The sequence below is a fragment of the Streptococcus infantis genome (assembly GCF_000963255.1).
Lineage (GTDB): Bacteria > Bacillota > Bacilli > Lactobacillales > Streptococcaceae > Streptococcus > Streptococcus nidrosiense.
The window spans coordinates 46,184-71,698 of record NZ_JYOV01000006.1 but is presented as its reverse complement, the minus strand read 5'-3'; the positions used below and the strand labels follow the sequence as shown (position 1 = coordinate 71,698).

Here is a 25,515-nt window from a genome sequence, read left to right as displayed (position 1 = left end):
TAGAACGCCGGAAGTAGTTGGGGGTTGCCCCCTGTGAGATAAGGAAGTCGCTTAGCTAAAGGGAGTTTAGCTCAGCTGGGAGAGCATCTGCCTTACAAGCAGAGGGTCAGCGGTTCGATCCCGTTAACTCCCATAGGTCCCGTAGTGTAGCGGTTATCACGTCGCCCTGTCACGGCGAAGATCGCGGGTTCGATTCCCGTCGGGACCGTTTAAGATAACGGAAGTTATTTTAGACTCGTTAGCTCAGTTGGTAGAGCAATTGACTTTTAATCAATGGGTCACTGGTTCGAGCCCAGTACGGGTCATCATTGCGGGTTTGGCGGAATTGGCAGACGCACCAGATTTAGGATCTGGCGCTTAACGGCGTGGGGGTTCAAGTCCCTTAACCCGCATAATAGAAATAAGCCGGCTTAGCTCAGTTGGTAGAGCATCTGATTTGTAATCAGAGGGTCGCGTGTTCAAGTCATGTAGCCGGCATTTTTTAATATAACCAAGAGGTCGATGCGAACGTAGTTCAGTGGTAGAACACCACCTTGCCAAGGTGGGGGTCGCGGGTTCGAATCCCGTCGTTCGCTTAGAGAGGCCGGGGTGGCGGAACTGGCAGACGCACAGGACTTAAAATCCTGCGATTGGTAACGATCGTACCGGTTCGATCCCGGTCCTCGGCATATAATGAGCACCCTTAGCTCAACTGGATAGAGTACCTGACTACGAATCAGGCGGTTAGAGGTTCGACTCCTCTAGGGTGCATTTTTTCTATTTAACTCGGGAAGTAGCTCAGCTTGGTAGAGTACTTGGTTTGGGACCAAGGTGTCGCAGGTTCGAATCCTGTCTTCCCGATTGATATTACAGAGTAAGAACACTGGTTGTTCTTTTTTTAGGCTCTCTGTCAACTGTAGTGGGTTGATGAAAAGTTATAACCTGGAGAGGACCAACATGGTTCTCTCCTTTTTTATGTTCAAAGCAATGAGGATTCTGGTTTTAAAGTTTTCAAAGTTCCGGAAGCCAAAAGCATTTCGTTTGATAAGTTTGATGAGATTATAGTGGTGTTTCAACTTTTCTGAATAGCTCAAAAGCTTGTCTAGAATCTCTTTATTCGTTAAGTGCATGCGAAAAGTAGGGTGATAAAATCGTTTATCGCTGAGTTTACGACTATCTTGTTGGATGAGTTTCCAATACCGCTTGATAGCCTTGTATTCATGAGATTTTCGATCAAATTGATTTATGATTTGGACACGAACCCGACTCATAGCTCGGCTAAGATGTTGAACAATGTGAAAACGATCCAAAACGATTTTAGCACACGGAAAAAGTTGTCTAGCTAAGTCATAGTAAGGGCTAAACATATCCATAGTAATGATTTTCACCTGATAGCGAACAGCTCTATCGTAGCGAAGAAAGTGATTGCGGATGATAGCTTGTGTTCTTCCTTCAAGAAGGGTGTTGATATTGAGCTTGTCAAAATCTTGTGCAATAAAGCTCATCTTTCCCTTGGTAAAGGCATACTCATCCCAAGACATAATCTCTGGAAGACGAGAAAAATCATGCTTAAAGTGAAAGTCATTGAGCTTACGAATAACAGTTGAAGTTGAAATGGATAGCTGATGGGCAATATCAGTCATAGAAGTCTTTTCAATCAACTTTTGAGCAATCTTTTGGTTGATAATACGAGGAATTTGGTGTTTTTTCTTGACGAGAGAGGTCTCAGCGACAGCCATTTTCGAGCAATGATAGCACTTGAATCGACTCTTTCTAAGGCGAATTCTAGTAGGCATGCCCGTCGTTTCAAGGTAAGGAATCTTAGACAGTTTTTGAAAATCATATTTCTTCATTTGATTTCCACAATCAGGGCAAGACGGGGCGTCATAGTCCAGTTTAGCGATGATTTCCTTGTGTGTATCCATATTGACGATATCTAGAAACTTGATGTTAGGGTCTTTGATATCAAGGAGTTTTGTGATAAAATGTAATTGTTCCATATGAATCTTTCTAATGAGTTGTTTTGTCGCTTTTCATTATAGGTCATATGAGGCTTTTTTTCTACAACAAAATAGGCTCCATAATTCCTACGGTGGTTTTACCCATTACAGAAATTATAGAGCCATTTTTTTTCAATAAAATAATCCATCTCAAATTTGTCTGGTTATCTGTTCCTTATGAAATTTTATTAAAATATTTTTTCAATCTCCTATTTGTTAAAAAAATCACAAATATTTGAAAATACAGAAAATATATTATACAATTAACCTAAATATATAGCGTGAAAAGCGCAAGGAGGATAAAATATGGCAACATTTTACGTTCCAGCAGTTAACCTTATTGGTAAAGGTGTGGTAAATGAAGTTGGGCCTTATGTTAAGGAGTTGGGTTATAGTAAGGCTCTTTTGGTAACAGATAAATTTATTGAATCAAGTGATATCTTGCCAAAAATTTTAAAACCTTTAGATGATGAAGGAATTGCTTACGTTATCTTTAGTGATGTTGAACCCAACCCTACTTGTAAAAATGTTATGGATGGGGTTGCTGCTTTGAAAGAGCACAACTGTGACTTTATTATCTCGGTCGGTGGTGGCTCTCCACAGGATGCAGCTAGCTGTATTTCTGTAATCGCGACGAATGGTGGTAAACCACAGGATTATGAAGGTTTGCATAAATCTGCTCAAAAAGGCCTTCCTGTTGTCGCTATCAATACTACTGCAGGTACATCAGCAGAAATTACCATTAATTACGTGATCACTGATGAAGAACGTAAGGTTAAAATGGTAATGGTGGATAAAAACAGTCTTGCCCTTATCTCTGTTAATGACCCTGAATTGATGGTTTCAAAACCTCAAGCTTTGACTGCGGCTACTGGTATGGATGCTCTTACTCACGCCGTTGAAGCTTTGGTAACACCAGGTGCTTATGATGTGACTAAGAAACTCTCTATCGGAGCTATCGAGCTAATCAAAGAATATCTTCCACGTGCGGTAGAAAATGGACACGACATCGAAGCTCGTGAAGGTATGGTTAATGCTATCTTCCTTGGAGGAATGAGCTTTAACAATGCTGGACTCGGCTATGTTCACTCAATGGCTCACCAATTGGGTGCTGTCTATAATTTGCCTCATGGCGTTTGCTGTGCTATGCTTTTGCCAGTCGTTGAGCGTGAAAATGCCAAACGTGTACCTGTAGCCTTCCGTAATGTTGCTAAGGCCTTGGGTATGCAAATTGAAGGAAAATCAGATGAAGAATGTGCTGCTTATGCTATTTCTGAAATTGAAAAACTTTCTGAAACTGTCGGTATTCCTAAGAAATTGACAGAACTTGGTATCGAAGAAAAAGACTTTGACTTTGAATACCTTTCTAAGAATGCCTTGATTGATGCTTGTGCACCAGGTAATCCATTCATGCCAACTTTGGAAGAAACCATTGCTTTCTATAAGGAATTGTTCTAAGCAAAGCTACTTCAGAGCCCTTGAGGATAGTAAATTTAAGATTCTTACATTATGAATTCCTCCCGAATATTCCAATAATGTATTAGGAAATCAAATACTATTCCTATGATTTAAAACCAATAATATTTAAGATGAACTATCCTCGTGATAGTTCTTTTTTGGAAAATTTGATATGCTAGGATTATGAAGAAAATCAAAATCGATGTAGTGGCTCTTCCCTTAAGTGGGCATCTCTATCCTACTTTGAATTTACTTGCACCACTATTACAAAATCCTCAGTATGAGATTCGTTTACTTACAGGTCCTCAGAAAAAGGCTGTTGCAGAGGCGGTTGGTTTTCAAGTTCTTCCCATTTTAGAAGGACACGTAAAGGAATTTGAAAAAGCTGCCAACAATAAGGAGCAGTTAGGAATTATTTCAGCCTATCGGCAGTTGTCTGCTAGTCTTGATTTGGTAAACCTAGTTTCGGACCAATTAATCCAAGAATGGACAAATCATCGTCCGGATATTGTCATAGTAGACTTTATCACACTATCCGGTGGACTTGTAGCTGAGCAGATGGGGATCCCGTGGATAACAACTATGGCGACCCAGTTTGCGATTGAAACAACTGATGGACCACCTTGTTTCTTTGGGGGAATGGGGACTCCCCAGAATTGCTGGCAGGTTTTAGCGCAGTTTCTTGGGAGAAAAACAACTCGTTTGGGAAAACGGATAGTATCTTTATTATTACGAGACCGCTTAAGGCGTTATCATTTTAAACTTTACAATCAGAAAGGCCAAGAAACTATTTATTCTCCCTATTCTATCTTAGGTATTGGGATGAAAGAAGTGGAGTTGAAGAAAGGATTTCCAGAGCACTATCGCTGGGTAGGACCTTTTGGCGCTTCAGTTGAGGCTGGAGAGGATTATCCATTAGATTTGTCGGTTTTCCCTAATCGAAAAAAGGTTTTGGTAACTTGTGGGACACAACTGGCATGGGCCAAAGATAATCTAATCTTTCAAGCGAAGCAACTAGCCAAAGCGCATCCTGATTTTCACTTTTTTGTGACTCGTGGAGTTGGTGGAGAACCTTTTCAGTGTGAGAATCTGATGGAGAATTTGTCCCTTGTTTCTTATCTTCCTTACAAAGAATACATTCCTCAGATGGATTATGTGATTCATCATGGTGGAGCTGGAATTTTTTATCAGTGTATCATTTATGGTAAACCAGCTTTGATTTTGCCTCATGACTACGACCAATATGATTATGCTGTTCGTGGTGTGGAAGCGGGTGTTGCTTTCACAGCTAAAAGAGATAATAGCCAGGAGATTGGGCAGGCATTTGAAAAATTAATTGCTAAAGAAGATTGGTCAGAATTAGAAATTTTACGCCAGGCTGCACAATCCTATCATCCAACAGAAATTTTGGAAAGCGAAATCCACCGTCTGTTAGCAGATAAGGAGAAAGAATGATGAAAAAAGTATTAGTTACAGGAGCCACTGGTTTCTTGGGTAAATATGTAGTAGAAGAACTAGTAGAACATGGTTATCAAGTGCGAGCTTTTGGTAGAAACAGTCAGGTAGGGCAATCCTTGGAAGACTCTTCTGTCAGTTTTTTTCAGGGGGATTTGACAAAGGAAGAAGATTTATTAGAGGCTTGTCAAGGGATGGACATGGTTGTTCATGCTGGGGCTCTTTCAACTATTTGGGGGCCATGGGAAGATTTTTATCAGACCAATGTTTTAGGAACTAAATATGTTCTCGAAGCTTGTCGTCGAGTAGGTATGCAGCGTTTAGTCTATGTTTCCTCACCAAGCATCTATGCTGCTCCAAAAGATCAACTAGGAATCAAAGAAAGTGCTGCTCCAGAGGAAAATAATCTCAATAACTATATACGTAGTAAATTGGCTTCGGAGAGACTCTTTAAGGATTATCCAGATGTTCCTAGTATTATCTTGAGGCCTCGGGGACTGTTTGGGATTGGAGATACCAGCATCTTGCCACGGGTGATCAATCTTAGTCAAAAAATTGGCATTCCTTTAATTGGAGATGAGCGTCAGCTCATGGACATGACTTGCGTGGAAAATGTTGCTCTCGCAATTCGTTTAGCCTTAGAAGCCCCAGAAGCAAAAGGTGAGGTCTATAACATTACTAATGGCGAACCGAGGGCTTTTAGGGATTTGCTAGAGGAAAGTTTGAAAGGTTTGGGTTACCCAATCAAATATAGAAAAATTCCAGCATCTCTCTTATCAGGAATTGCAAGTAGTTTAGAATTTCTATACAAGACCTTGAACCTTAAAGGGGAGCCGCCTCTAACACGATATACCTATTACTTGCTTCGCTATAGTCAAACACTGGATATTAGCAAGGCTAAGAGGGAATTGGGGTATCATCCGAAAATTAGTATTTCAGAAGGGATTGAACAATATGTCCAAGATTATCGAAAGCATTGAGTATTTCCCAGCGGGATATTGTACGAGTTATGCCGGTTTGCTTTTTAAGGGTGTCAAGAATAGAAAGATGACTTTCCCAGCAGGCGTCTTTTTGATCAAACATAGGGATAAGGGCTATGTGCTTTATGATACTGGCTATCACTACAATATTAAGACAAAACTAAGATATGCTTTATATCGCTTGGGGACGCCCGTTCAAATGACAGAGCAGGATCAGATTTCGCATTTGCTGAAGGCTAAAGGAATTAAACCAGAAGAAATTAATTATGTCCTGCTGTCTCATCTACATCCAGATCATTTAGGAGGGGCTGGCTTCTTTCTGAATGCAACCTTTATTCTAACCCAGGAAGTGTATGATGTTTACAAGAAACCCAAACTAAAAGATTTAATTTTTAAAGAATTTTTGCCGAGTACTTTTGAGGAAAGATTGACTATCATTAAGGCAGATCAGCAAAACTCCAACTTCAATTATCGTTCCACCAATGATCTTTTTGGAGACGGGAGTATCCTTGTCTCATCTATTGATGGGCATGCAAAGGGCCAAGCCTGTCTCTTTATGCCAGATTATCGTCTCTTTATCGCAGCGGACCTTTGTTGGGGAATTGACCTTTTACCTTACACCAAACAGATGCATCTGATTCCTTCCTTGGTGCAAGATAGTAAGGCTGACTATATCAAAGGAACAGAGCTACTGGAAGAGGTGTTAAAGGATGGTATAGAAGTGCTTGTCAGCCATGACCCTATAGAAAGGATTGAGCGGATTTTGTATGAAAAAAATAACCTTTCTTAAAACTTTTATCCAAACTCGTTGGCTTCATAACTTTAAATCTCGAGAAGCCTTAGAAAGCTATCAGAAAAAGCAACTAGATGTCTATATGGAATTTCTAAAACATGAGTCACCTTATTTTAAAAATGGTGTACCCAGTGATTTTGATCATATGGATAAAGCATTTATGATGACGCATTTCAATGAGCTTAATACTCAAGGTGTGGATAGAGATGAGGCCTTGGCTTTGGCTATCGAAAGTGAAAAGACCAGAAATTTTACAGAGCTCAAGGGAGAAATAGCTGTTGGGTTGTCTTCTGGAACATCTGGACACCGGGGGCTTTTTATCACAACTGAAAAAGAGCGCAGTATGTGGGCAGCAGCTATCTTGGCAAAGATGTTGCCCAAAGGTCACCTTTTTGGACATCGTATAGCCTTTTTTTTGAGAGCTGATAATGAATTGTATCAGACCATCAATACGGCGCTCATTCGTTTAGAGTACTTTGATATTTTCAAGAATACAGATGAGCATATCGAGCGTCTCAATAATTATCAACCGACCATTGTGGTGGCACCTGCTTCTATGTTGATTGAATTGAGCAAACGTCTAAAAGCTGGGGAGTTAGTCATTCACCCACAAAAAATCGTTTCAGTAGCTGAAATCTTGGAAGATAGTGACAGAGAACGGATTTCTGCGGCTTTTGCACTACCAGTTATTGACCAGGTCTATCAAGCAACAGAAGGTTTTCTAGCTTGTACTTGTTCGGCTGGGAATCTGCATCTTAATGAAGACATCATCTTTGTGGAAAAGCACTACCTGGATGGCCGTCGTTTTTATCCAGTCATTACTGACTTTAAGCGGAGCAGTCAGCCTGTTTATCGCTATCAGCTCAACGATATCTTGGTTGAAAATCCTGAACCTTGTTCATGTGGATCTCATTACACAAGGATTGACAAGGTCGAAGGACGTTCTGATGATATCTTCTACTTTGAAGGACTGGATGGAGGTCAGGTAACGATTTATCCAGACTTCATCAGGCGTTGTATTCTCTTTGTGGAGAATGTTGGAGATTACCAAGTCAAACAACATTCTGAGGAGTTAGTGGAGGTTTGTCTGAGTCGAAGGGATGAGCAAGTAGAAACAGCCATCACAGAGCAGTTCCGACTCTTGGCTCAACAAAAAGAGTTTAAAGAACCTGAAATTCGATTTTCAGATTATCACTGGGATACAAGTCGTAAACTCAAACGTATCCAACGTTTATGAAAGGACAAAAGATTATGACAGAAGTAAAAAGACATGTAGAAATTGCAGGCTATGGAGTTTGCCTTCCCAAAAACACAGTGCAATTTAAAGACCAAACGCGTTATCGTGTCGTAGAAAATGAACAAACACAGCTAGATTTGGCAGAAGCAGCTATCCAACGTGCACTTGAAAATGCAAACTTAAGTATTAAAGACATTGATTGCCTTGTATCAGCTAGCGCGGTAGGTGTTCAGCCTATTCCATGTACGGCAGCTTTGATCCATGAACGCGTGGCAAAAGGACTCTCTATACCAGCTATGGATATCAACACGACTTGTACAAGTTTCATCTCTGCTCTTTCGACTATGTCACATTTGATTGAAGCAGGAGAATATCATCGTGTCTTAATTGTTTCCAGTGAAGTCGGTAGCTTGGGGCTCAATCCAAAGCAAAAAGAAAGTTATGAACTCTTTGGTGATGGGGCGGCAGCATTTATTTTCCAAGCAAGTGACAAGGATAAGGGAGTGATAGCAAGCCTTCAACGCACTTGGTCGGAGGGAGCCCACGATACTGAAATCCGTGGAGGTCTGACTTCTTACCAACCAAAAGAGTACTCGGAAGAAACTAAGACCAATTTCATGTTTAATATGAAAGGGAAGAAAATCCTCTTGCTTTCTGCTCGTGTCATTCCAGAAATGTTCCAAGAATTCCAAGAGAAATCTGGTATTTCTAAAGATGCTGTAGACTATATTATTCCACACCAAGCTAGTCGAGCATTACCACTTGTTATGGATAAACTAGGAGTTAGTAAAGACAAGTATCTCAATATTGTCAGTGAGTATGGGAATATGGTTTCCGTTGCGGTACCTTTTGGCTTGGCCTATGCACTCGATCATGGCTATGTGAAGGAAGGAGATACTATCTTCTTGATGGGAACTGCAGCTGGTATGACGGTCAATATGTTGGCTTTGAAATTGTAATATGAGAGCAGGCACATGTAAGTTGCCTGTTTTTTAAATTAATTTTATAGGTAGAACTATCGGCCTATACAGAAAAGACTTGCTAAGTTTTATGAAACTAAGTATACTAGAAGGTAATAAGCGTTTTCAGATAGTATATGAGGGAGTATACTTAGAAATTGAGAGAGAGTTATGGGAACTAGAAAATTTCGACTATTGATGTCCAAGTATGGTTTTAGCATTGCGATTATTCTGATAGAATTATTTGTAGTTTTTGCAGTCATTCTTTACATGAGCCAGATTGCTCCTCTTGTTTGGGTTGCTCTTGTATTTCTTGTCAGCGTAGCGACTGTTTTAGCCATTGTCAATCGTTCTATGTCTCCTGAAAGTAAGGTGACGTGGTTGATTGTTACTTTTGTCCCTGTTTTTGGTCCCTTGCTTTATATCATGTTTGGTGAGCGTCGGTTATCAAAAAAGGAATTTAAACAATTACAGGAACTTCGTGCTATCACATCTCATGAAAAGCGCGAACATAGTCTTCATAAAGATATACAGGAAACTGATAAATCTGCCTACGGGATTATCAATGCCTTATTGCATATGGACAGTAATGCAGAAGTTTATGATCAGACAGACTCACAATTCTTTGCAAATGGTGAGAAAATGTGGCAACAGATGCTGGAGGATCTAAAGAGGGCTGAAAAATTTATTTTTCTAGAATATTACATTGTCGAAGAAGGATTGATGTGGGATAGTATGCTCGAAGTTCTAGAAGAAAAGGCGGCTCAGGGAGTCGAGGTCAAGATGCTCTACGACGATATTGGTTGTATGGTGACTCTGCCGGGGGATTATACGGTTCATTTGCGGTCTAAAGGAATCGATGCTCATAAGTTTAATAAGGTGATTCCTCGTATGACAGTGGCCTATAATAACCGTGACCACCGAAAAATATTAGTCATTGATGGGCAGATTTCCTATACTGGCGGGATTAATCTTGCAGACGAATATATCAATCAGATTGAACGTTTTGGACATTGGAAGGATAGTGGGATTCGGATCGATGGTCCGGCGACTCAAGCCTTTACAAGACTATTTCTCATGAACTGGTACATCAACCGTGGAGAAATCAGTGATTTTGATCAGTATCATTTGGAAAATCAGACACGATCCGGTAGTGGACTTTGTATCCCATATGGCAGTGGGCCAAAACCAATCTACCAAATGAAGGTGGGTAAAATCGTCTATCAAAACCTGATTAATCAAGCGGAAGATTTTGTCTATATCACCACGCCTTATCTCATTATTGATTATGATTTGACAGAGGATATCAAAAATGCGGCTATGCGAGGCGTAGATGTGAGAATTATAACTCCATTTATCCCAGATAAAAAGTTCATCCAGTTAGTAACTAGAGGGTCTTATCCTGATCTTTTGTCTGCTGGTGTACGTATCTACGAGTATACTCCTGGTTTTATCCATAGTAAGCAAATGATTGTTGATGATCGATTTGCGGTTGTTGGGACCATAAACCTTGATTATCGAAGCTTGGTTCACCACTATGAAAATGCAGTATTACTGTACAAAACAGAGTCAATAGCAGATATTGGCAAAGATTTTGAAGAGATTTTTGAAGTATCGCAAGAAATTTTTCCTGGAACAATCAAGCCTACTTGGTATCAAACATTAATCAAAGAAGTAGCTCAGTTATTCGCCCCTATGCTTTAATTGAAAGAATTAACTGAGAATAAATGATTAGAGGGAGAGGTGGAGAACCGCCTCTTTTTCTGTAAGCAGTTTCCTTGACATCTTGTTTATTTTGCGCTATCATATGTCCATATAATATATGGGAGTCTGTGTACAGTCTGAGAGGAAGTGTTAAACTTCGACCGCACCTGATCTGGGTAATGCCAGCGTAGGGAACGAATACTTGGCCTAATTTTGCACCTTTTTCATATATGAAAGAGGTTTTTCTTTTTTTACAAAGAAAAACTGTAACTTAGAAGGAGGTTTTAATGAAAGCAAGCATTGCTTTACAAGTCTTACCCCTGTCACAAGGGATTGACCGCATAGCCCTTATTGATCAAGTTATTGCTTATCTGGAGGCTCAAGGAGTGTCCATGGTGGTGACACCTTTTGAGACGGTCCTAGAAGGAGACTTTGAGGAACTGATGCGTATTCTAAAAGAAGCGCTAGAAGTGGCAGGTCAAGGGGCAGACAATGTTTTTGCCAATGTGAAAATAAATATAGGAGAGATTTTAAGTATTGATGAGAAACTTGAAAAGTATCATGAGACGGCATATTAGTCTGCTAGGATTTTTAGGTGTCTTATCTCTTTGGCAGGTAGCGGGTTTGTTAAAGCTCTTACCAAAGTTTATCCTGCCGACACCACTTGAGATTCTCCAGTCTTTTGTTCGTGACAGAGAATTTCTCTGGTACCATAGCTGGGCAACCTTGAGAGTAGCTTTACTAGGTTTGGTCTTGGGTGTTTTAATAGCCTGTATCATGGCTGTCCTTATGGATAGTCTGGGCTGGCTAAATGATCTGATTTATCCTATGATGGTAGTTGTCCAGACCATACCAACCATTGCCATAGCCCCTATCCTGATCTTGTGGCTAGGTTACGGAATCTTGCCCAAGATTGTCTTGATTATCTTGACGACAACCTTCCCGATCATTGTCAGTATATTGGACGGTTTTAGGCATTGTGACAAGGATATGCTGACCTTGTTTAGTCTGATGCGAGCCAATCCTTGGCAAATTCTCTGGCATTTTAAAATCCCTGTCAGCCTGCCTTACTTTTATGCAGGACTCAGGGTCAGCGTCTCCTACGCCTTTATTACAACAGTGGTATCTGAGTGGTTGGGAGGCTTTGAAGGACTAGGTGTCTATATGATTCAGTCCAAGAAACTGTTTCAGTATGATACCATGTTTGCCATTATTATTCTGGTATCGCTGATCAGTCTTCTAGGTATGAAGCTGGTCGATATCAGTGAAAAATATGTGATTAAATGGAAACGTTCATAGAACAATAACGTTTGAGAAAAAGAAAAGAGGAAATAAAAATGAAGAAAACATGGAAAGTGTTTTTAACGATTGTAACAGCTCTTGTGGCTGTTGTGCTTGTGGCTTGTGGCCAAGGAACTGCTTCTAAGGATAACAAAGAAGCAGAACTCAAAAAAATTGACTTTATCCTAGATTGGACACCAAATACTAACCACACAGGGCTTTATGTTGCCAAAGAAAAAGGCTATTTTAAAGAAGCTGGAGTGGATGTTGACTTGAAATTGCCACCTGAAGAAAGCTCTTCTGACTTGGTTATCAATGGTAAGGCGCCATTTGCAGTGTACTTCCAAGACTATATGGCTAAGAAATTGGAAAAAGGAGCAGATATTACAGCAGTTGCAGCTATCGTTGAGCACAACACATCAGGGATTATCTCTCGTAAGTCTGACAATATCAACAGTCCAAAAGACTTGGTTGGTAAGAAATACGGAACTTGGAATGACCCAACTGAGCTTGCTATGCTGAAAACCTTGGTAGAATCTCAAGGTGGAGACTTCGAGAAGGTTGAAAAAGTACCAAACAACGACTCAAACTCAATCACACCGATTGCCAATGGCGTTTTTGATGCTGCTTGGATTTATTATGGTTGGGATGGGATTCTTGCCAAATCTCAAGGTGTGGACGCTAACTTCATGTACTTGAAAGATTATGTCAAGGAGTTTGACTACTACTCACCAGTTATCATTGCAAACAACGATTATCTGAAAGACAACAAAGAAGAAGCTCGCAAAGTCATTCAAGCCATCAAAAAAGGTTACCAATACGCTATGGAGCACCCAGAAGAAGCTGCAGATATCCTCATCAAGAATGCACCTGAGCTCAAGGATAAACGTGACTTCGTCATCGAATCTCAAAAATACTTGTCAAAAGAATATGCAAGCGACAAGGACAAATGGGGACAATTTGATGTTGACCGTTGGAATGCCTTCTACAAATGGGATAAAGAAAATGGTATCCTCAAGGAAGACTTGACTGACAAAGGTTTCACTAACGAATTTGTAAAATAATGACAGAAATTAGACTAGAACACGTAAGCTACGCCTACGATGATGAAAAGATCTTAGAGGATATTAACCTACAGGTGACTTCAGGTGAAGTTGTCTCTATCCTAGGCCCCAGTGGTGTAGGAAAGACCACACTCTTTAACCTGATTGCAGGGATTTTAGAAGTCCAGTCTGGACGAATCGTTCTTGATGGAGAGGAAAATCCCAAGGGGCGCGTGAGCTACATGCTACAAAAGGATCTGCTCTTGGAACACAAGACGGTGCTGGGCAATATCATTTTGCCCCTCTTGATTCAAAAGGTGGATAAGGCAGAAGCTATTGCCAGAGCAGACGAAATCCTTGCTACTTTTCAGTTAACAGCCGTCCGGGACAAGTATCCTCATGAGCTTAGTGGTGGGATGCGCCAGCGTGTGGCCTTACTCCGCACTTATCTATTTGGGCACAAGCTCTTTCTCTTAGATGAAGCCTTTAGCGCTTTGGATGAGATGACCAAGATGGAACTCCATGCCTGGTATTTGGATATTCATAAACAGCTATGCCTGACGACACTCATCATTACGCATAGTATTGAGGAAGCCCTTAATCTTAGTGATCGGATTTATATCTTGAAAAATCGGCCTGGGCAAATTGTATCTGAAATCAAACTGGATTGGTCTGAAGACGAGGACAAAGAAGTCCAAAAGATTGCTTACAAACGTCAAATCTTGGCAGAATTAGGCTTAGATAAGTAGAAAAATAGGGAGTTGGTGAGGATTATTCATTACCAGCCCCTTTTTCTTTTAAAAATGAAAAAATTTCGGTATAATAGTCAAAGATAGTCAAGGTTTAAAGAGAGGTGGGTTTGTTATGAGACTTAAAAATACATCAGATCATATTGAGGCCTACATCAAGGCAATTTTAGATCAATCTGGTATTGTGGAGTTGCAACGGAGTCAGTTGGCAGATACTTTCCAGGTTGTTCCTAGTCAGATTAACTATGTGATTAAGACTCGTTTTACAGAAAGCAGGGGATACTTGGTTGAAAGTAAGCGTGGTGGTGGTGGCTACATTCGAATAGGACGGATTGAATTCTCAAACCACCATGAAATGCTCCGCGATTTACTGTATTCGGTGGGCGAAGAAGTCAGCCTAGTTATCTTTGAAGATGTTTTAAGACTCTTGTTTGAACAGGATTTAGTGACTCGTCAGGAGATGAATCTATTACTAGCAATGGCGACAGACCGAGTTCTAGGTGAGGATGCCAATCTTATCCGTGCCAATATGCTCCGACAGTTATTACAAGAGGTAGATAGAAAGGGAAAATAGAACTAAATGAAATATTCAAAAGCATTGAAAGAATGTATAGACAGTGCCTTTCTGGTCGCAAGTCATTTTGGGGCAGAATACCTAGAGTCTTGGCACCTATTGATTGCTATGGCCAATCATAATTACAGTGTAGCTGGGACGACTTTAAATGAATTTCCCTATGAGATTGATCGTCTGGAGGAAGTTGCTGTAGAGCTGACTGAAACAAAGTATAGCGATAAGGAAAATTATCAGGAGTTGCCTTTTTCACACCGTTTGAAGGTATTGTTGTTGGAAGCAGAGCATGTAGCTTCTGTTGTGCATGCCAAGGTTTTAGGAACAGAGCACGTGCTTTATGCTATCTTACATGATGGCAATGCCTTGGCTACTCGTATTCTAGAAAAAGCGGGATTTTCTTACGAAGATCAGAAGGATCAGGTCAAGATTGCTGGACTTCGTCGTAGTCTTGAAGCGCGTGCTGGTTGGACTAGAGATGATTTGAAGGCCCTTCGTCAACGCCATCGTACGGTAGCGGACAAGCAAAATTCTATGGCTAATATGATGGGTATGCCTCAGACACCAAGTGGAGGTTTGGAAGATTATACGCATGATCTTACAGAGCAAGCTCGCTCAGGTAAATTGGAACCAGTCATCGGGCGTGACCAAGAAATCTCTCGTATGATTCAAATCTTGAGCCGTAAGACAAAAAATAATCCAGTCCTAGTTGGAGATGCAGGTGTCGGTAAAACAGCTCTAGCACTTGGTCTTGCGCAACGTATTGCCAACGGGGATGTACCTGATGAAATGGCTAAGATGCGAGTTCTAGAGCTTGATTTGATGAATGTGGTTGCGGGGACTCGTTTCCGTGGTGATTTTGAAGAACGTATGAACAATATCATCAAAGATATTGAGGAAGATGGCAAGGTCATCCTCTTTATCGATGAGCTGCATACCATTATGGGTTCAGGAAGTGGGATTGATTCGACCTTGGATGCGGCCAATATCCTAAAACCTGCCTTGGCACGTGGAACTCTGAGAACTGTCGGTGCAACCACTCAGGAAGAGTATCAAAAGCACATCGAAAAAGACGCAGCCCTTTCTCGTCGTTTTGCTAAAGTGATGATTGAGGAGCCAAGTTTAGCAGATAGTATGGCTATTTTGCAGGGCTTGAAAGCAACTTATGAGAAGCACCACCATGTCCAAATTACAGACGATGCAGTCGAAACAGCTGTCAAAATGGCACATCGTTATTTGACGAGTCGTCATTTGCCAGACTCAGCAATCGATCTTTTGGATGAAACGGCAGCAACAGTGCAAAATAAATCGAAACACGCTAAACAAGAAGAGTCAGGTTTAACACCAGCTGATAAGGCTTTGATGGATGGCAAATGGAAGCAAGCAGCACAGCTCATTGCAAAAGAGCAGGAAGCCCCTGTTTATAAAGATCTAGTAAAAGAATCTGATATTTTGACCACCTTGAGTCGCTTATCAGGAATTCCTGTTCAAAAATTGACACAAACGGATGCCAAGAAGTATCTCAACCTTGAAGCTGAACTGCATAAACGTGTGATTGGACAGGAACAGGCGGTCTCTAGCATCAGTCGTGCTATTCGCCGTAATCAATCTGGTATTCGTAGTCATAAACGTCCAATCGGATCCTTCATGTTCCTAGGACCAACAGGTGTCGGTAAGACCGAGTTGGCCAAGGCCTTGGCAGAAGTCCTCTTTGATGACGAATCGGCCCTTATCCGTTTTGACATGAGTGAGTATATGGAGAAATTCGCAGCCAGCCGTCTCAACGGAGCTCCTCCAGGTTATGTAGGCTACGAAGAAGGTGGAGAGTTGACCGAGAAGGTTCGCAATAAACCATATTCAGTCTTGCTCTTTGATGAGGTAGAAAAGGCGCACCCAGACATCTTTAATGTGCTCTTACAGGTTTTGGATGATGGTGTCTTGACGGACAGTAAAGGTCGCAAGGTTGACTTCTCTAATACCATTATCATCATGACGTCAAACCTTGGTGCGACAGCCCTTCGTGATGACAAGACAGTTGGTTTTGGAGCTAAGGATATTCGTTTTGATCAAGAAAATATGGAAAAACGGATGTTTGAGGAGCTGAAAAAGGCTTATCGTCCAGAGTTTATTAACCGTATTGATGAGAAGGTAGTCTTCCATAGCTTGTCAAGTCAAGATATGCAAGAAGTAGTTAAGATTATGGTCAAACCATTGATTGCTAGTCTTGCAGAAAAAGGAATTGACTTGAAACTCCAAGCATCTGCCCTTAAACTTCTAGCTCAGCAAGGCTATGATCCAGAGATGGGGGCTCGTCCACTACGCAGAACTTTGCAAACAGAAGTAGAAGACAAACTAGCAGAACTTCTCCTTAAAGGTGAATTAGAAGCTGGCAAGACTCTGAAAATTGGTGTTAAAGCTGGTCAATTAAAATTTGAGATTGTTTAAAAATGTGAGGTTGGAACAGATTGTTTCAGCCTCTTTTTTGAAAAGTTGTTGCCCAAATAGCTACTTGGATTGTGCATTTATTTTAAGGTTTTCAAAACAGAATTCTCCTGATCTGGTTTTGCATATCAAGTAAAAAATCTTATAATTTAGAAATGTTTTTATAAAAAATAATAAAAAAGTGTTGACAAAGGCAGAAAGATGAATTATAATACAAAATATAAAAAGTTATAAAAAGGTTAAACAGATATGAAAAAGAGTATAGCGGTGGTTTTTGGAACCTTTGCTCCCTTACATCAAGGGCATATTGATTTAATCCAAAGAGCAAAACGACAATGCGATGCTGTATGGGTGGTAGTTTCAGGTTATAAGGGAGATCGTGGTGAACAGGTTGGACTTACACTACAAAAGAGGTTTCGCTATATTCGTGAAGCATTTCGAGATGATGAGTTGACCTCTGTTTGTAAACTTGACGAAACCAATATTCCACGCTATCCAATGGGCTGGCAGGAATGGTTGGATCAGATGTTGCAGGCCATTTCCTATGACCAGACTGGTGAGGAACTAATCTTTTTTGTAGGAGAGTCCGAATACCAACAAGAATTGTCAAAACGTGGTTTTGAGACTGTTCTACAGGAAAGAAAATTTGGAATTTCGGCTACCATGATTCGAGAAAATCCAAGCAAATATTGGAAATATATCGCTCAACCTTTCCGCCGTCAGTTTACGAAAAAAGTGTTGATTATGGGAAGTGCGAGTAATGGGAAAACAACTCTAGCCAAGGATTTAGCTCGTTTTTATGATGCGCCAGTCAGTCTGGAATATGCTCGTGAGTATCAGATAAAAAATAATGTTCGAGATGATGAGCTTACCCCAAAAGATTATTATTACCTTCTTTTGGGCCAATACGACCAAACTTCCAAGTTAATCGATAGCAATGCCAATCGAGGCTTGGTCATTGCAGACACCAACTCATTGGTAACCAAGGGCTACTACGATTACTACATGGAAACTGAAGAGCAGGGGGATTTGTCTGTAGAGACCTTTGATAATCTCTTCGTTTCCATCTTAGCCAAGGAAAAGTGGGATTTAATCCTCTTTGTGCAACCTGTTGGCTCTTATGTCAATGATGGTTTTCGAGACATGACCATGGCAGAAGACCATATCCGTCATAGTTTTTCCCAGCATTTGGATATGATGAGGGAGCAATATCTAGCTACTATCCCTCATGTTTATCTAGCTGATGACTATCTAGGAAATTATGAAGCAGCAAAAGTAGCTATCGATGCCATTTACCAAGCAGATTAGGAGAAGAAAATGAAAAAAATAACTGAAAAAATTACTCGATTTATCGCAAATTTTAAAAATGTTCACGCAGAAGCTCGTAAAATTGGTTTTGCAGGAGTTATGCGTTTGCTTTGGAAAGACCTCTTTGTGGGACGCAGTCTTTTCCAGTGGCTCTATTTGATTGCTTTATCAAGTGTCCCTCTTATTCTGGAGTTTACACAAAACACGGAAAGTCATGACTGGGTTGGTCTCTTGGCCTCTTGGACAGGGATTGTCTGCGTTATCTTGGTTGCAGAAGGTCGAGCTAGTAACTACCTTTTTGGAGCTATTAACTCTGCTATCTACTTGGTATTAGCAATGGATGCTACTTTCTACGGAGAAGTTTTGACAACAGTTTATTTCTTTGTGATGCAGCCCATTGGTCTCTATACTTGGTTGTCTAATCGGATCAATGAGCAAGGAAAACCAGAAGAATCCCACTTTGAATCTAAGAAACTTGGCCTGATTGATTGGCTCAAATATTTGGCTTTGACAGCCATCATCTGGATTGGCATGGGCTTTGCCTACCAAAGTATCCATAGCGCTCGTCCTTTCCGTGACAGTGTTACCGATGCAACCAATGGTGTTGGTCAGCTCTTGATGACACGTCTTTACCGTGAGCAATGGATTTTCTGGATTGCTACCAATCTCTTTAGTATTTACCTCTGGTGGGGTGAAAATATCCATATCCAAGGTATGTACTGGGTTTATACCATCAATAGTTTAGTCGGTTGGTACCAATGGACAAAAGCTGTCAAGGAGGGATAAGATGACTGAAAGGATAATCCCGGATGGAATGACAGAAAGAGAATATTTTGAAATTCATGCGACTGAGAAGGAATTTTTAGACTGGTACTGCAAACAGGATCTTCCTCAGTATGAAAAACCGAGCGTGACGGTGGATATGGTAGCTTATTGCTTTGTGGAAGGGAAAATCAAACTCTTGCTGATCCGTCGCAAGGCCCATCCTTATCAAAATTGCTTGGCTTTGGTCGGTGGTTTTATGGATAAGAGCGAAGATGCAAGACATGCTTGTCAGCGTGAAGTGAGAGAGGAGGTTAACCTCGACCTTCCTTTGGAAAAAATCGAACAGTTGATGACAGTGTCTACCCCAGGTCGTGATCCGCGGGGCTGGGCGGTTACTATCGCCCACTTGGTGTATCTACCTAGCCGCGCACTTGATCTCGTTCAAGCTGGAGATGATGCCAAGGATGTGGTTTTTGTCGATGTTGATTTTCAGACGGGCAAATGCTTCCTAGAGGGACTAGAGTTGGAGGAGCACGCCTTCGCCTTTGACCATTATGCCATTATCCAAGAGTCTATTAAACGAATCCAAGGGCGTCTTGACTGGAATCCGACCTTTCTCTATCTGCTAGAGGAGGAGTTCACTGTCTATGAAGGGACCGAATTGGTCAATCTCATCAACCCAGGACGACCAATCGTCAGCAATAACTTTCTCGTAAAATACGGTGAGTATGTAGAAGAAGTTGGGCTCAAACGAGTGCCTAAAAAGAAACCAAGAAAAACCTATCGATTGAAATAAAAAGCTTTGGGACAGAAATCGATAGATCAAGTCTCGATTTCCTAGTCTCAGTCCTGAGAAGTTTCAACAAATCCGATGGCTGGTTCAAGCTTGAGAATAGAGAAAATAAAGTTTGCGTCACAAGCCAAGTCAGCTATCGTGTCAAAGGTTTATTATTCATAAAAAAGCGAGGTCGGGATTCTTCCCGGCCTCTTTTTGTTGTTATTTTTTGTTTAAGGATGTTTATCTTTTTTAGGATTACTCATAAAACGAATGAATAAATCTTTGTATTTATATTTTAAATAATGTTCGTGTAAGTACATTAGAGCCACATAAACAATCATGAAAATAGTGGTTAAGTAGAACAAATCAAATGTTGTTTGAGCGTAATGAGTAGCAACCCCATAAGAAGAGAAAGCACCAATAATCATCCAAGGAAGATATTTGTAATATTTGCTTGACATAGGCCTACACCTCCAATATCCTATTTCAATTTTATTATAGTCCTTCAAGAAAAAAATGCAAGCGATTACACTTTAAAATATAGCACTTTATCAGGAAGAACTTTTGTGTTTTTTAAATTCTTTACGAATAAAAGATATAGAAGGGGTAAGAAAATAAATATACTAAAAAATAATTCTAAAAAATTTTAGATAAATAGTTGACAGATTTAAAAACAAATATTACAATAATGTTACAAAAATATTTCTTAACATTTCAAAAATGTTACAAAGGAGCATAAAATGAAAAATAAAACTTCTATCAAATTAATGGCCGCAACTGTACTCGCTTCAACATTGCTATTGGGGGCTTGTGGTAATAAGAAAGAAAATACCACAAGTGATAGTTCTAGCAAGACAACACAAGCATCTTCTAGTTCTAAGGCAAGTTCTTCAAGTAAAGAGAACAAGACTCAGAAATCCTCAAGTTCAACTTCATCAGAAAAAGCTAAATCATCATCTTCTGATCAGTCAACGACTACTGCTAATCAATCGCAAGCAACACCAGCACCAGAAACAAAACAAAATCAAGAACCTTCTGCTAAGCAAACCCCTTCGCAAGCCCCATCCAATCAACAAGGAACACAAGCAAAACAGAATCAGTCGGCTTATGATCCAGCAACTGATCGCAAACTTCAAGACAAGCAGGCAGAACATAACAAACGTTATAAAGGTGTCTTGACTATGGTGGACAAAGATTTTTCGGCTGCGGCTGGAAATTGGAAGGGTGCGAATGGTGAAACGATCACTGTTTCATCAGGTGGTCAATTTACAGTAGAATCTGCTGATGGCAAGAAAGAAAACTACTCTATTCAAAGCTATTCTTATACCCTTGATGATGGGAAATACAATGCTGAAGTAGGTGGTGGAAAAGTCATCCAAATTACAACAGGTGCAGATGGTACTGTTTCAAGTGTTACTTTGATTAAGCCATAGACTTCAGTACAGAAATAATTTGTTTAAAAATAGTTCAGCTGAGGAGTACTACAGTATTCCGATTTGATAAGAAGTCATAAATGAACTCCAGAGATGAGACTAACTTAGGAATATATGTAATCATGTCTACCTGAACTGACCGTTTTTCACTTAGTTTCTTTCAGAGAAAGTGGTATAATGAAAAAATCAAAGGGAAACGAGTGATGAATCAATGCCAGATAAATTAATTTTACCTCAAAACACACGACTCATGGGAGTGTTCCTTGGCTTTATCGGTGGTTCTTTGGATGTATTCTGTCACATCCAGTACCATAGTTTGGTGGCAACGCAGACAGGGAACATTCTCCTACTGATATCAGATTGGCACGATTCACATGTCATCAATACCATGTTGAGATTCTGCTCGATTATATTCTTTTCCCTAGGCTTTCTGTTTGCCTTACACGTGAAAGAATATCGCAAAACAGCCTATTGGCGGGTTAAGATGCTACTTCCCTTATTTATCGGGACCCTTGTTTTGCCCTTCTTTTCTCGATTTCCTTTACTAGAAGTACCTTTTATTGCTTTTGGAACAGGCATGATGATGCTAACATTTACGGGTAGTTTGATTGAAGATCATCCCTATGTCATTTTTATGACCTCTGGAAATTACCGAAAGATGTTGACTGCTTTGTATCGCATCGTTAGAGGAGAAGGAGATGTTCAAGAATATCGTCGCCAAGCCTTGAATTATGGCATTGTTGTAGGCAGTTTCGTAGTAGGCGCTATTAGCTTGGCTGTATCTATGCATTTTCTCCATGAATGGTCTATTTGGATTGTCAGCTTCAATTTGTTTTTGATCATGGCATACTATATTGCTAGAGTGAAGCAACTAGATTTGCAAGATGAAAATATATAAAAAAGGCAAATCTCAAATTGAGGGATTTGCCGTTTTTGGTATGATGGACATGTCGTACATCTGAGGTGGAAGTCCTCCGTAGGACACACACTACCAGTGAACTTTTGAGCAACTGAATTTGTCCATTCGGGGATGTATAACTATTTCTTACTAGGGAATATGAAGCGCATAGTCATCATCATAGATGAGCGCTCGCGTACTAGCCTACGAGTGATTATCTAGAAGCGGTGGAAGAAGAAATCTACTTAAGCTAGGGTTTCCTAAATGGAGATAAGGTATCTAGCTGGGGTGATCACTATCAATTAGGGCTCAGAAGTCGGTACTTAAACATGATATATAAAAACCAGTCCTCGAAAAGCGCGGACTGGTTTCTTACTTGGTTTACTACCTTGAACGGCATGTACCATGGTGTGAGTGGGGTTAGTCTTAGCCGCTACTCGATTTTATTTCACCAACTTCTTCATCTCATCAATACGCGCTACGGTCGCGTCGTATTTGGCTTGGTAGTCGGCTTGTTTGTCGCGTTCTTTTTGGACGACTTCTGGTTTGGCATTGGCTACGAAGCGTTCGTTAGAGAGCTTCTTACCTACCATATCCAGTTCTTTTTGCCATTTAGCCAGTTCCTTGTCGAGACGAGCGAGTTCTTCTTCGACATTGAGGAGGTCTGCGAGAGGCAAGTAGATTTCTGCTCCTGTGATGACGCTTGACATAGCGAGTTCAGGTGCAGGGATGTTTGATGCGATTTCCAGGTGTTCTGGATTTGTGAAGCGTTTGATGTAGTTGACATTGCTGTTAAAGAAGGCTTCCAAGTCGCTATCGCTTGTCTTCACGAGAATGGTGATAGGCTTGCTTGGAGCAACGTTTACTTCCGCACGCGCATTACGAACGGCACGAATCAAGTCTTTGAGACTTTCCACACCAGTGTGGGCAACAAGATCTTCAAAGGCTGGATTAACAGTTGGGTAAGCAGCTGTAACGATAGAGCCTTCTGAGATTTGTCCAAAGATTTCCTCTGTTACGAATGGCATGATTGGATGGAGGAGACGAAGGATCTTGTCCAAAGTGTAAAGGAGAACAGAGCGTGTGATGACTTTTTCGTCCTCATTGTCGCTGTAAAGGACTTCCTTAGTCAACTCAACGTACCAGTCCGCAAATTCATCCCAGATGAAGTTGTAGAGGATGTGGCCAGCCACACCAAACTCAAACTTATCAAAGTTTTCAGTGACTTTTCCGATGGTTTCATTGAGGTTGTGGAGAATCCAACGGTCTGTGACGTTCCCAGCTTCCTTGTTAACAACTTTTTCCACATTGGCAGTAGCTTGCTCGAGGGTCAAACCTTCATTGTTCATGAGGATGTAGCGAGAGATGTTCCAGATTTTGTTAATGAAGTTCCATGAAGCATCCATTTTCTCGTAAGAGAAGCGGACGTCTTGTCCTGGTGCAGAACCGTTTGAAAGGAACCAGCGAAGGGCATCGGCACCGTATTTCTCGATGACATCCATTGGGTCAATCCCGTTACCGAGAGATTTAGACATCTTACGTCCTTGCTCGTCACGGATAAGACCGTGGATAAGAACGTTTTGGAATGGCTGACGGCCAGTGAATTCCAAGGATTGGAAGATCATACGAGACACCCAGAAGAAGATGATGTCGTAACCTGTTACCAAGGTTGAAGTTGGGAAGTAACGTTTGAAGTCTTCTGAATCGACATCAGGCCAGCCCATAGTTGAGAATGGCCAAAGGGCAGAACTGAACCACGTATCCAAGACGTCTTCGTCCTGAGTCCAACCGTCGCCTTCTGGAGCTTCTTCGCCGACATACATTTCACCCTCGGCATTGTACCAAGCAGGGATTTGGTGACCCCACCAGAGCTGACGAGAGATTACCCAGTCGTGGACATTTTCCATCCATTGGAGGAAGGTATCGTTGAAACGAGGTGGGTAGAATTCTACCTTATCATCTGTATCTTGGTTGGCAATGGCATTCTTAGCTAATTGGTCCATCTTCACAAACCATTGAGTAGACAAGCGTGGTTCAACCACTACACCTGTACGCTCTGAGTGACCAACACTGTGGACACGTTTTTCGATTTTAACGAGGGCGCCGATTTCTTCCAACTTAGCAACGACTGCCTTACGAGCTTCGAAACGGTCCATGCCTGCAAATTCAAAGGCCAAGTCATTCATGGTTCCGTCATCGTTCATAACATTGACTTGTGGCAAGTTGTGACGTTGACCAACCAAGAAGTCGTTTGGATCGTGAGCAGGAGTAATTTTTACGACACCTGTACCAAACTCAGGATCTGCGTGTTCGTCCCCAACGATTGGAATCAATTTATTAGCGATTGGAAGGATGACGTTTTTACCGATCAAATCCTTGTAGCGTGGGTCTTCTGGATTGACCGCAACGGCAACGTCCCCAAACATAGTCTCAGGACGAGTTGTCGCAACTTCAAGGGCGCGTGAACCGTCTTCAAGCATGTAGTTCATGTGGTAGAAGGCACCTTCCACGTCCTTGTGGATAACTTCGATATCAGAAAGGGCTGTGCGAGCTGCTGGATCCCAGTTGATGATAAACTCACCACGGTAGATCCAGCCTTTCTTGTAAAGGTCCACAAAGACCTTGCGAACCGCTTTTGACAAACCTTCGTCAAGCGTGAAACGCTCACGAGAGTAGTCTACAGAGAGCCCCATCTTGCCCCATTGTTCCTTGATAGTAGTGGCATATTCGTCTTTCCATTCCCAAACCTTATCGAGGAATTTTTCACGACCAAGGTCATAGCGGGAAATGCCCTCACCACGCAAGCGCTCCTCAACCTTAGCTTGAGTCGCAATCCCCGCGTGATCCATCCCTGGAAGCCAAAGCGTATCAAAGCCTTGCATGCGTTTTTGACGGATGATGATATCTTGCAAAGTCGTATCCCAAGCGTGACCAAGGTGAAGTTTCCCAGTCACGTTTGGTGGTGGAATCACGATTGAATAAGGCTTAGCCTTTTTATCTCCAGAAGGCTTGAAAACATCTTCGTCAAGCCATTTTTGGTAACGTCCAGCCTCAACCTCGGCTGGATTGTATTTAGGTGAAAGTTCTTTAGACATGTGTTTGTCCTTTCTAGTTATTAACTCGTTTCTCATCTATGACTTTATCTACTATTTTATCAACTAAAGTTTCAACCATAGATTTCATTTGTTTCTTAAATTCTTCGCTTTTTAGATAGTCTGTTATCAAATCTAAAATAAACTTAATAACAGCTTTTCCTCCTTTGACAGCTAAATTCCCAACATTTGCCATTTTATACTCCTTTTTTTAACTCACGAATAATCTTTTTCAGGTATTTATTCTTTGTTGTTTTCTCCAAGAAATCATAAGCACTTTGTTTTAGCTTTTCTTTTTCAATATCAGGATTGAGTTCAGCTTCAACTTTTAAAGCATGATATAGCGCTTTGGGTTTCAAATCAATACTTTTTTGAAATTCAGCCAACTGTAATTTGACTTCGTTATCAATCTTATCCTGTAACTGTGGTGTTATTAATTCAGCAGGTATAATTTCTTTATATTTATTTAATCCTTCGGATAAGTTTGTTTCAAAACGAACTAATTCTCTCTCTTGTTGATTTTCTACTTCTTTAATGATTAAATCTAAACTTTCCTTTTCCATATTTACATCTCAACTTTCTAACTAAAATTG

At 40.8% G+C, this 25,515-nt stretch carries 23 protein-coding genes and 9 tRNA genes; 27 read left to right on the top strand and 5 right to left on the bottom strand.

Features of this window, described 5'->3' with window-relative positions; translation table 11 throughout:
- The first annotated feature begins 60 nt into the window (after positions 1–60).
- From TZ96_RS02810 to TZ96_RS02770, 9 genes are all read left to right on the top strand, one after another.
- A tRNA-Val gene (locus TZ96_RS02810) sits at positions 61–133 on the top strand.
- A 2-nt stretch (positions 134–135) separates the two neighbouring features.
- Positions 136–208 (top strand) — tRNA-Asp (locus TZ96_RS02805).
- A 24-nt stretch (positions 209–232) separates the two neighbouring features.
- Positions 233–305, top strand: a tRNA-Lys gene (locus TZ96_RS02800).
- A 5-nt stretch (positions 306–310) separates the two neighbouring features.
- Positions 311–392, top strand: a tRNA-Leu gene (locus tag TZ96_RS02795).
- Between the two features lie 12 nt (positions 393–404).
- Positions 405–477: transfer RNA gene (locus tag TZ96_RS02790), tRNA-Thr, on the top strand.
- A 26-nt stretch (positions 478–503) separates the two neighbouring features.
- A tRNA-Gly gene (locus tag TZ96_RS02785) sits at positions 504–575 on the top strand.
- Positions 576–582: 7 nt separating this feature from the next.
- Positions 583–668: transfer RNA gene (locus TZ96_RS02780), tRNA-Leu, on the top strand.
- Positions 669–676: 8 nt separating this feature from the next.
- A tRNA-Arg gene (locus TZ96_RS02775) sits at positions 677–750 on the top strand.
- 16 nt (positions 751–766) lie between these two features.
- Positions 767–840 (top strand) — tRNA-Pro (locus tag TZ96_RS02770).
- 74 nt (positions 841–914) lie between these two features.
- Here TZ96_RS02770 and TZ96_RS02765 read toward each other — a convergent pair.
- Positions 915–1,979, bottom strand: coding sequence for an ISL3 family transposase (locus TZ96_RS02765; RefSeq protein WP_045762788.1), 1,065 nt, complete (start codon positions 1,977–1,979; stop codon positions 915–917).
- A 306-nt stretch (positions 1,980–2,285) separates the two neighbouring features.
- On the opposite strand from TZ96_RS02765, the gene TZ96_RS02755 reads away from it, so the two are divergent.
- The 16 genes from TZ96_RS02755 (at position 2,286) to TZ96_RS02680 (ending at position 19,517) form a co-directional block, all read left to right on the top strand.
- Positions 2,286–3,437 (top strand): iron-containing alcohol dehydrogenase, encoded by a 1,152-nt coding sequence (locus tag TZ96_RS02755; RefSeq protein WP_045762786.1) that lies wholly within the window; start codon positions 2,286–2,288, stop codon positions 3,435–3,437.
- A 183-nt stretch (positions 3,438–3,620) separates the two neighbouring features.
- The gene (locus TZ96_RS02750; protein WP_045762785.1) at positions 3,621–4,892 is read left to right on the top strand and encodes a glycosyltransferase; all 1,272 of its coding nucleotides are present in this window, start codon (positions 3,621–3,623) and stop codon (positions 4,890–4,892) included.
- Positions 4,892–5,872: an NAD-dependent epimerase/dehydratase family protein gene (locus tag TZ96_RS02745; protein WP_045762793.1), complete on the top strand. Its 981-nt coding sequence runs from the start codon at positions 4,892–4,894 to the stop codon at positions 5,870–5,872. Before TZ96_RS02750 ends, TZ96_RS02745 begins: the two co-directional genes overlap by 1 nt.
- Positions 5,847–6,662 carry an MBL fold metallo-hydrolase gene (locus tag TZ96_RS02740; RefSeq protein WP_045762784.1) on the top strand — a complete coding sequence of 272 codons (816 nt, stop codon included), beginning with the start codon at positions 5,847–5,849 and terminating at the stop codon, positions 6,660–6,662. The genes TZ96_RS02745 and TZ96_RS02740 overlap by 26 nt, the downstream gene beginning before the upstream one ends.
- Positions 6,640–7,902, top strand: coding sequence for a F390 synthetase-related protein (locus TZ96_RS02735; RefSeq protein WP_045762783.1), 1,263 nt, complete (start codon positions 6,640–6,642; stop codon positions 7,900–7,902). Before TZ96_RS02740 ends, TZ96_RS02735 begins: the two co-directional genes overlap by 23 nt.
- Before the next feature lie 14 nt (positions 7,903–7,916).
- Positions 7,917–8,861: a 3-oxoacyl-[acyl-carrier-protein] synthase III C-terminal domain-containing protein gene (locus TZ96_RS02730; RefSeq protein WP_045762782.1), complete on the top strand. Its 945-nt coding sequence runs from the start codon at positions 7,917–7,919 to the stop codon at positions 8,859–8,861.
- A gap of 171 nt (positions 8,862–9,032) precedes the next feature.
- Entirely contained in the window at positions 9,033–10,565 is a 1,533-nt protein-coding gene (cls, locus tag TZ96_RS02725; protein WP_045762781.1) for a cardiolipin synthase, read from the top strand.
- A gap of 287 nt (positions 10,566–10,852) precedes the next feature.
- The gene (locus TZ96_RS02720) at positions 10,853–11,143 is read left to right on the top strand and encodes a thiamine-binding protein (protein WP_045762780.1); all 291 of its coding nucleotides are present in this window, start codon (positions 10,853–10,855) and stop codon (positions 11,141–11,143) included.
- Entirely contained in the window at positions 11,106–11,864 is a 759-nt protein-coding gene (locus TZ96_RS02715; protein WP_045762779.1) for an ABC transporter permease, read from the top strand. Before TZ96_RS02720 ends, TZ96_RS02715 begins: the two co-directional genes overlap by 38 nt.
- Positions 11,865–11,902: 38 nt before the next feature.
- Positions 11,903–12,910, top strand: a complete 1,008-nt coding sequence (locus TZ96_RS02710) for an ABC transporter substrate-binding protein (protein WP_045762778.1) — start codon at positions 11,903–11,905, stop codon at positions 12,908–12,910.
- A complete protein-coding gene (locus tag TZ96_RS02705) occupies positions 12,910–13,638 on the top strand; it encodes an ABC transporter ATP-binding protein (RefSeq protein ID WP_045762777.1) in 729 nt (242 codons plus the stop codon). The genes TZ96_RS02710 and TZ96_RS02705 overlap by 1 nt, the downstream gene beginning before the upstream one ends.
- A gap of 115 nt (positions 13,639–13,753) precedes the next feature.
- The gene (locus TZ96_RS02700) at positions 13,754–14,212 is read left to right on the top strand and encodes a CtsR family transcriptional regulator (protein WP_001237459.1); all 459 of its coding nucleotides are present in this window, start codon (positions 13,754–13,756) and stop codon (positions 14,210–14,212) included.
- Positions 14,213–14,218: 6 nt separating this feature from the next.
- Positions 14,219–16,651: an ATP-dependent Clp protease ATP-binding subunit gene (locus tag TZ96_RS02695; RefSeq protein ID WP_045762776.1), complete on the top strand. Its 2,433-nt coding sequence runs from the start codon at positions 14,219–14,221 to the stop codon at positions 16,649–16,651.
- A gap of 246 nt (positions 16,652–16,897) precedes the next feature.
- On the top strand, positions 16,898–17,956 hold the full coding sequence (locus tag TZ96_RS02690) for an AAA family ATPase (RefSeq protein ID WP_045762775.1): 1,059 nt from the start codon (positions 16,898–16,900) through the stop codon (positions 17,954–17,956).
- 9 nt (positions 17,957–17,965) lie between these two features.
- The gene (gene pnuC / locus TZ96_RS02685) at positions 17,966–18,742 is read left to right on the top strand and encodes a nicotinamide riboside transporter PnuC (RefSeq protein ID WP_000724355.1); all 777 of its coding nucleotides are present in this window, start codon (positions 17,966–17,968) and stop codon (positions 18,740–18,742) included.
- A 1-nt stretch (position 18,743) separates the two neighbouring features.
- Positions 18,744–19,517 carry an NUDIX domain-containing protein gene (locus TZ96_RS02680; protein WP_000140041.1) on the top strand — a complete coding sequence of 258 codons (774 nt, stop codon included), beginning with the start codon at positions 18,744–18,746 and terminating at the stop codon, positions 19,515–19,517.
- Between the two features lie 212 nt (positions 19,518–19,729).
- Here TZ96_RS02680 and TZ96_RS02675 read toward each other — a convergent pair whose 3' ends face one another.
- The gene (locus tag TZ96_RS02675) at positions 19,730–19,960 is read right to left on the bottom strand and encodes a hypothetical protein (protein WP_045762774.1); all 231 of its coding nucleotides are present in this window, start codon (positions 19,958–19,960) and stop codon (positions 19,730–19,732) included.
- 279 nt (positions 19,961–20,239) lie between these two features.
- On the opposite strand from TZ96_RS02675, the gene TZ96_RS02670 reads away from it, so the two are divergent.
- Both TZ96_RS02670 and TZ96_RS02665 read left to right on the top strand, forming a co-directional pair.
- A complete protein-coding gene (locus TZ96_RS02670) occupies positions 20,240–20,932 on the top strand; it encodes a hypothetical protein (protein WP_045762773.1) in 693 nt (230 codons plus the stop codon).
- Between the two features lie 211 nt (positions 20,933–21,143).
- Positions 21,144–21,830: a YoaK family protein gene (locus tag TZ96_RS02665; RefSeq protein WP_045762772.1), complete on the top strand. Its 687-nt coding sequence runs from the start codon at positions 21,144–21,146 to the stop codon at positions 21,828–21,830.
- Between the two features lie 443 nt (positions 21,831–22,273).
- Here TZ96_RS02665 and TZ96_RS02660 read toward each other — a convergent pair whose 3' ends face one another.
- From TZ96_RS02660 to TZ96_RS02650, 3 genes are read right to left on the bottom strand one after another with little or no spacing between them, the layout of a single operon-like run.
- On the bottom strand, positions 22,274–24,925 hold the full coding sequence (locus TZ96_RS02660) for a valine--tRNA ligase (protein ID WP_045762771.1): 2,652 nt from the start codon (positions 24,923–24,925) through the stop codon (positions 22,274–22,276).
- A 13-nt stretch (positions 24,926–24,938) separates the two neighbouring features.
- Entirely contained in the window at positions 24,939–25,118 is a 180-nt protein-coding gene (locus tag TZ96_RS02655) for a hypothetical protein (RefSeq protein ID WP_045762770.1), read from the bottom strand.
- A 1-nt stretch (position 25,119) separates the two neighbouring features.
- Positions 25,120–25,485: a hypothetical protein gene (locus tag TZ96_RS02650; RefSeq protein ID WP_045762769.1), complete on the bottom strand. Its 366-nt coding sequence runs from the start codon at positions 25,483–25,485 to the stop codon at positions 25,120–25,122.
- Positions 25,486–25,515: the final 30 nt, after the last annotated feature.

Bases quoted from the DNA above. Each gene is read 5' to 3' on its own strand.
- TZ96_RS02765 (WP_045762788.1), bottom strand. From the start codon at position 1,979: ATGGAACAATTACATTTTATCACAAAACTCCTTGATATCAAAGACCCT.
- TZ96_RS02755 (WP_045762786.1), top strand. From the start codon at position 2,286: ATGGCAACATTTTACGTTCCAGCAGTTAACCTTATTGGTAAAGGTGTG.
- TZ96_RS02750 (WP_045762785.1), top strand. From the start codon at position 3,621: ATGAAGAAAATCAAAATCGATGTAGTGGCTCTTCCCTTAAGTGGGCAT.
- TZ96_RS02745 (WP_045762793.1), top strand. From the start codon at position 4,892: ATGAAAAAAGTATTAGTTACAGGAGCCACTGGTTTCTTGGGTAAATAT.
- TZ96_RS02740 (WP_045762784.1), top strand. From the start codon at position 5,847: ATGTCCAAGATTATCGAAAGCATTGAGTATTTCCCAGCGGGATATTGT.
- TZ96_RS02735 (WP_045762783.1), top strand. From the start codon at position 6,640: ATGAAAAAAATAACCTTTCTTAAAACTTTTATCCAAACTCGTTGGCTT.
- TZ96_RS02730 (WP_045762782.1), top strand. From the start codon at position 7,917: ATGACAGAAGTAAAAAGACATGTAGAAATTGCAGGCTATGGAGTTTGC.
- cls (WP_045762781.1), top strand. From the start codon at position 9,033: ATGGGAACTAGAAAATTTCGACTATTGATGTCCAAGTATGGTTTTAGC.
- TZ96_RS02720 (WP_045762780.1), top strand. From the start codon at position 10,853: ATGAAAGCAAGCATTGCTTTACAAGTCTTACCCCTGTCACAAGGGATT.
- TZ96_RS02715 (WP_045762779.1), top strand. From the start codon at position 11,106: ATGAGAAACTTGAAAAGTATCATGAGACGGCATATTAGTCTGCTAGGA.
- TZ96_RS02710 (WP_045762778.1), top strand. From the start codon at position 11,903: ATGAAGAAAACATGGAAAGTGTTTTTAACGATTGTAACAGCTCTTGTG.
- TZ96_RS02705 (WP_045762777.1), top strand. From the start codon at position 12,910: ATGACAGAAATTAGACTAGAACACGTAAGCTACGCCTACGATGATGAA.
- TZ96_RS02700 (WP_001237459.1), top strand. From the start codon at position 13,754: ATGAGACTTAAAAATACATCAGATCATATTGAGGCCTACATCAAGGCA.
- TZ96_RS02695 (WP_045762776.1), top strand. From the start codon at position 14,219: ATGAAATATTCAAAAGCATTGAAAGAATGTATAGACAGTGCCTTTCTG.
- TZ96_RS02690 (WP_045762775.1), top strand. From the start codon at position 16,898: ATGAAAAAGAGTATAGCGGTGGTTTTTGGAACCTTTGCTCCCTTACAT.
- pnuC (WP_000724355.1), top strand. From the start codon at position 17,966: ATGAAAAAAATAACTGAAAAAATTACTCGATTTATCGCAAATTTTAAA.
- TZ96_RS02680 (WP_000140041.1), top strand. From the start codon at position 18,744: ATGACTGAAAGGATAATCCCGGATGGAATGACAGAAAGAGAATATTTT.
- TZ96_RS02675 (WP_045762774.1), bottom strand. From the start codon at position 19,960: ATGTCAAGCAAATATTACAAATATCTTCCTTGGATGATTATTGGTGCT.
- TZ96_RS02670 (WP_045762773.1), top strand. From the start codon at position 20,240: ATGAAAAATAAAACTTCTATCAAATTAATGGCCGCAACTGTACTCGCT.
- TZ96_RS02665 (WP_045762772.1), top strand. From the start codon at position 21,144: ATGCCAGATAAATTAATTTTACCTCAAAACACACGACTCATGGGAGTG.
- TZ96_RS02660 (WP_045762771.1), bottom strand. From the start codon at position 24,925: ATGTCTAAAGAACTTTCACCTAAATACAATCCAGCCGAGGTTGAGGCT.
- TZ96_RS02655 (WP_045762770.1), bottom strand. From the start codon at position 25,118: ATGGCAAATGTTGGGAATTTAGCTGTCAAAGGAGGAAAAGCTGTTATT.
- TZ96_RS02650 (WP_045762769.1), bottom strand. From the start codon at position 25,485: ATGGAAAAGGAAAGTTTAGATTTAATCATTAAAGAAGTAGAAAATCAA.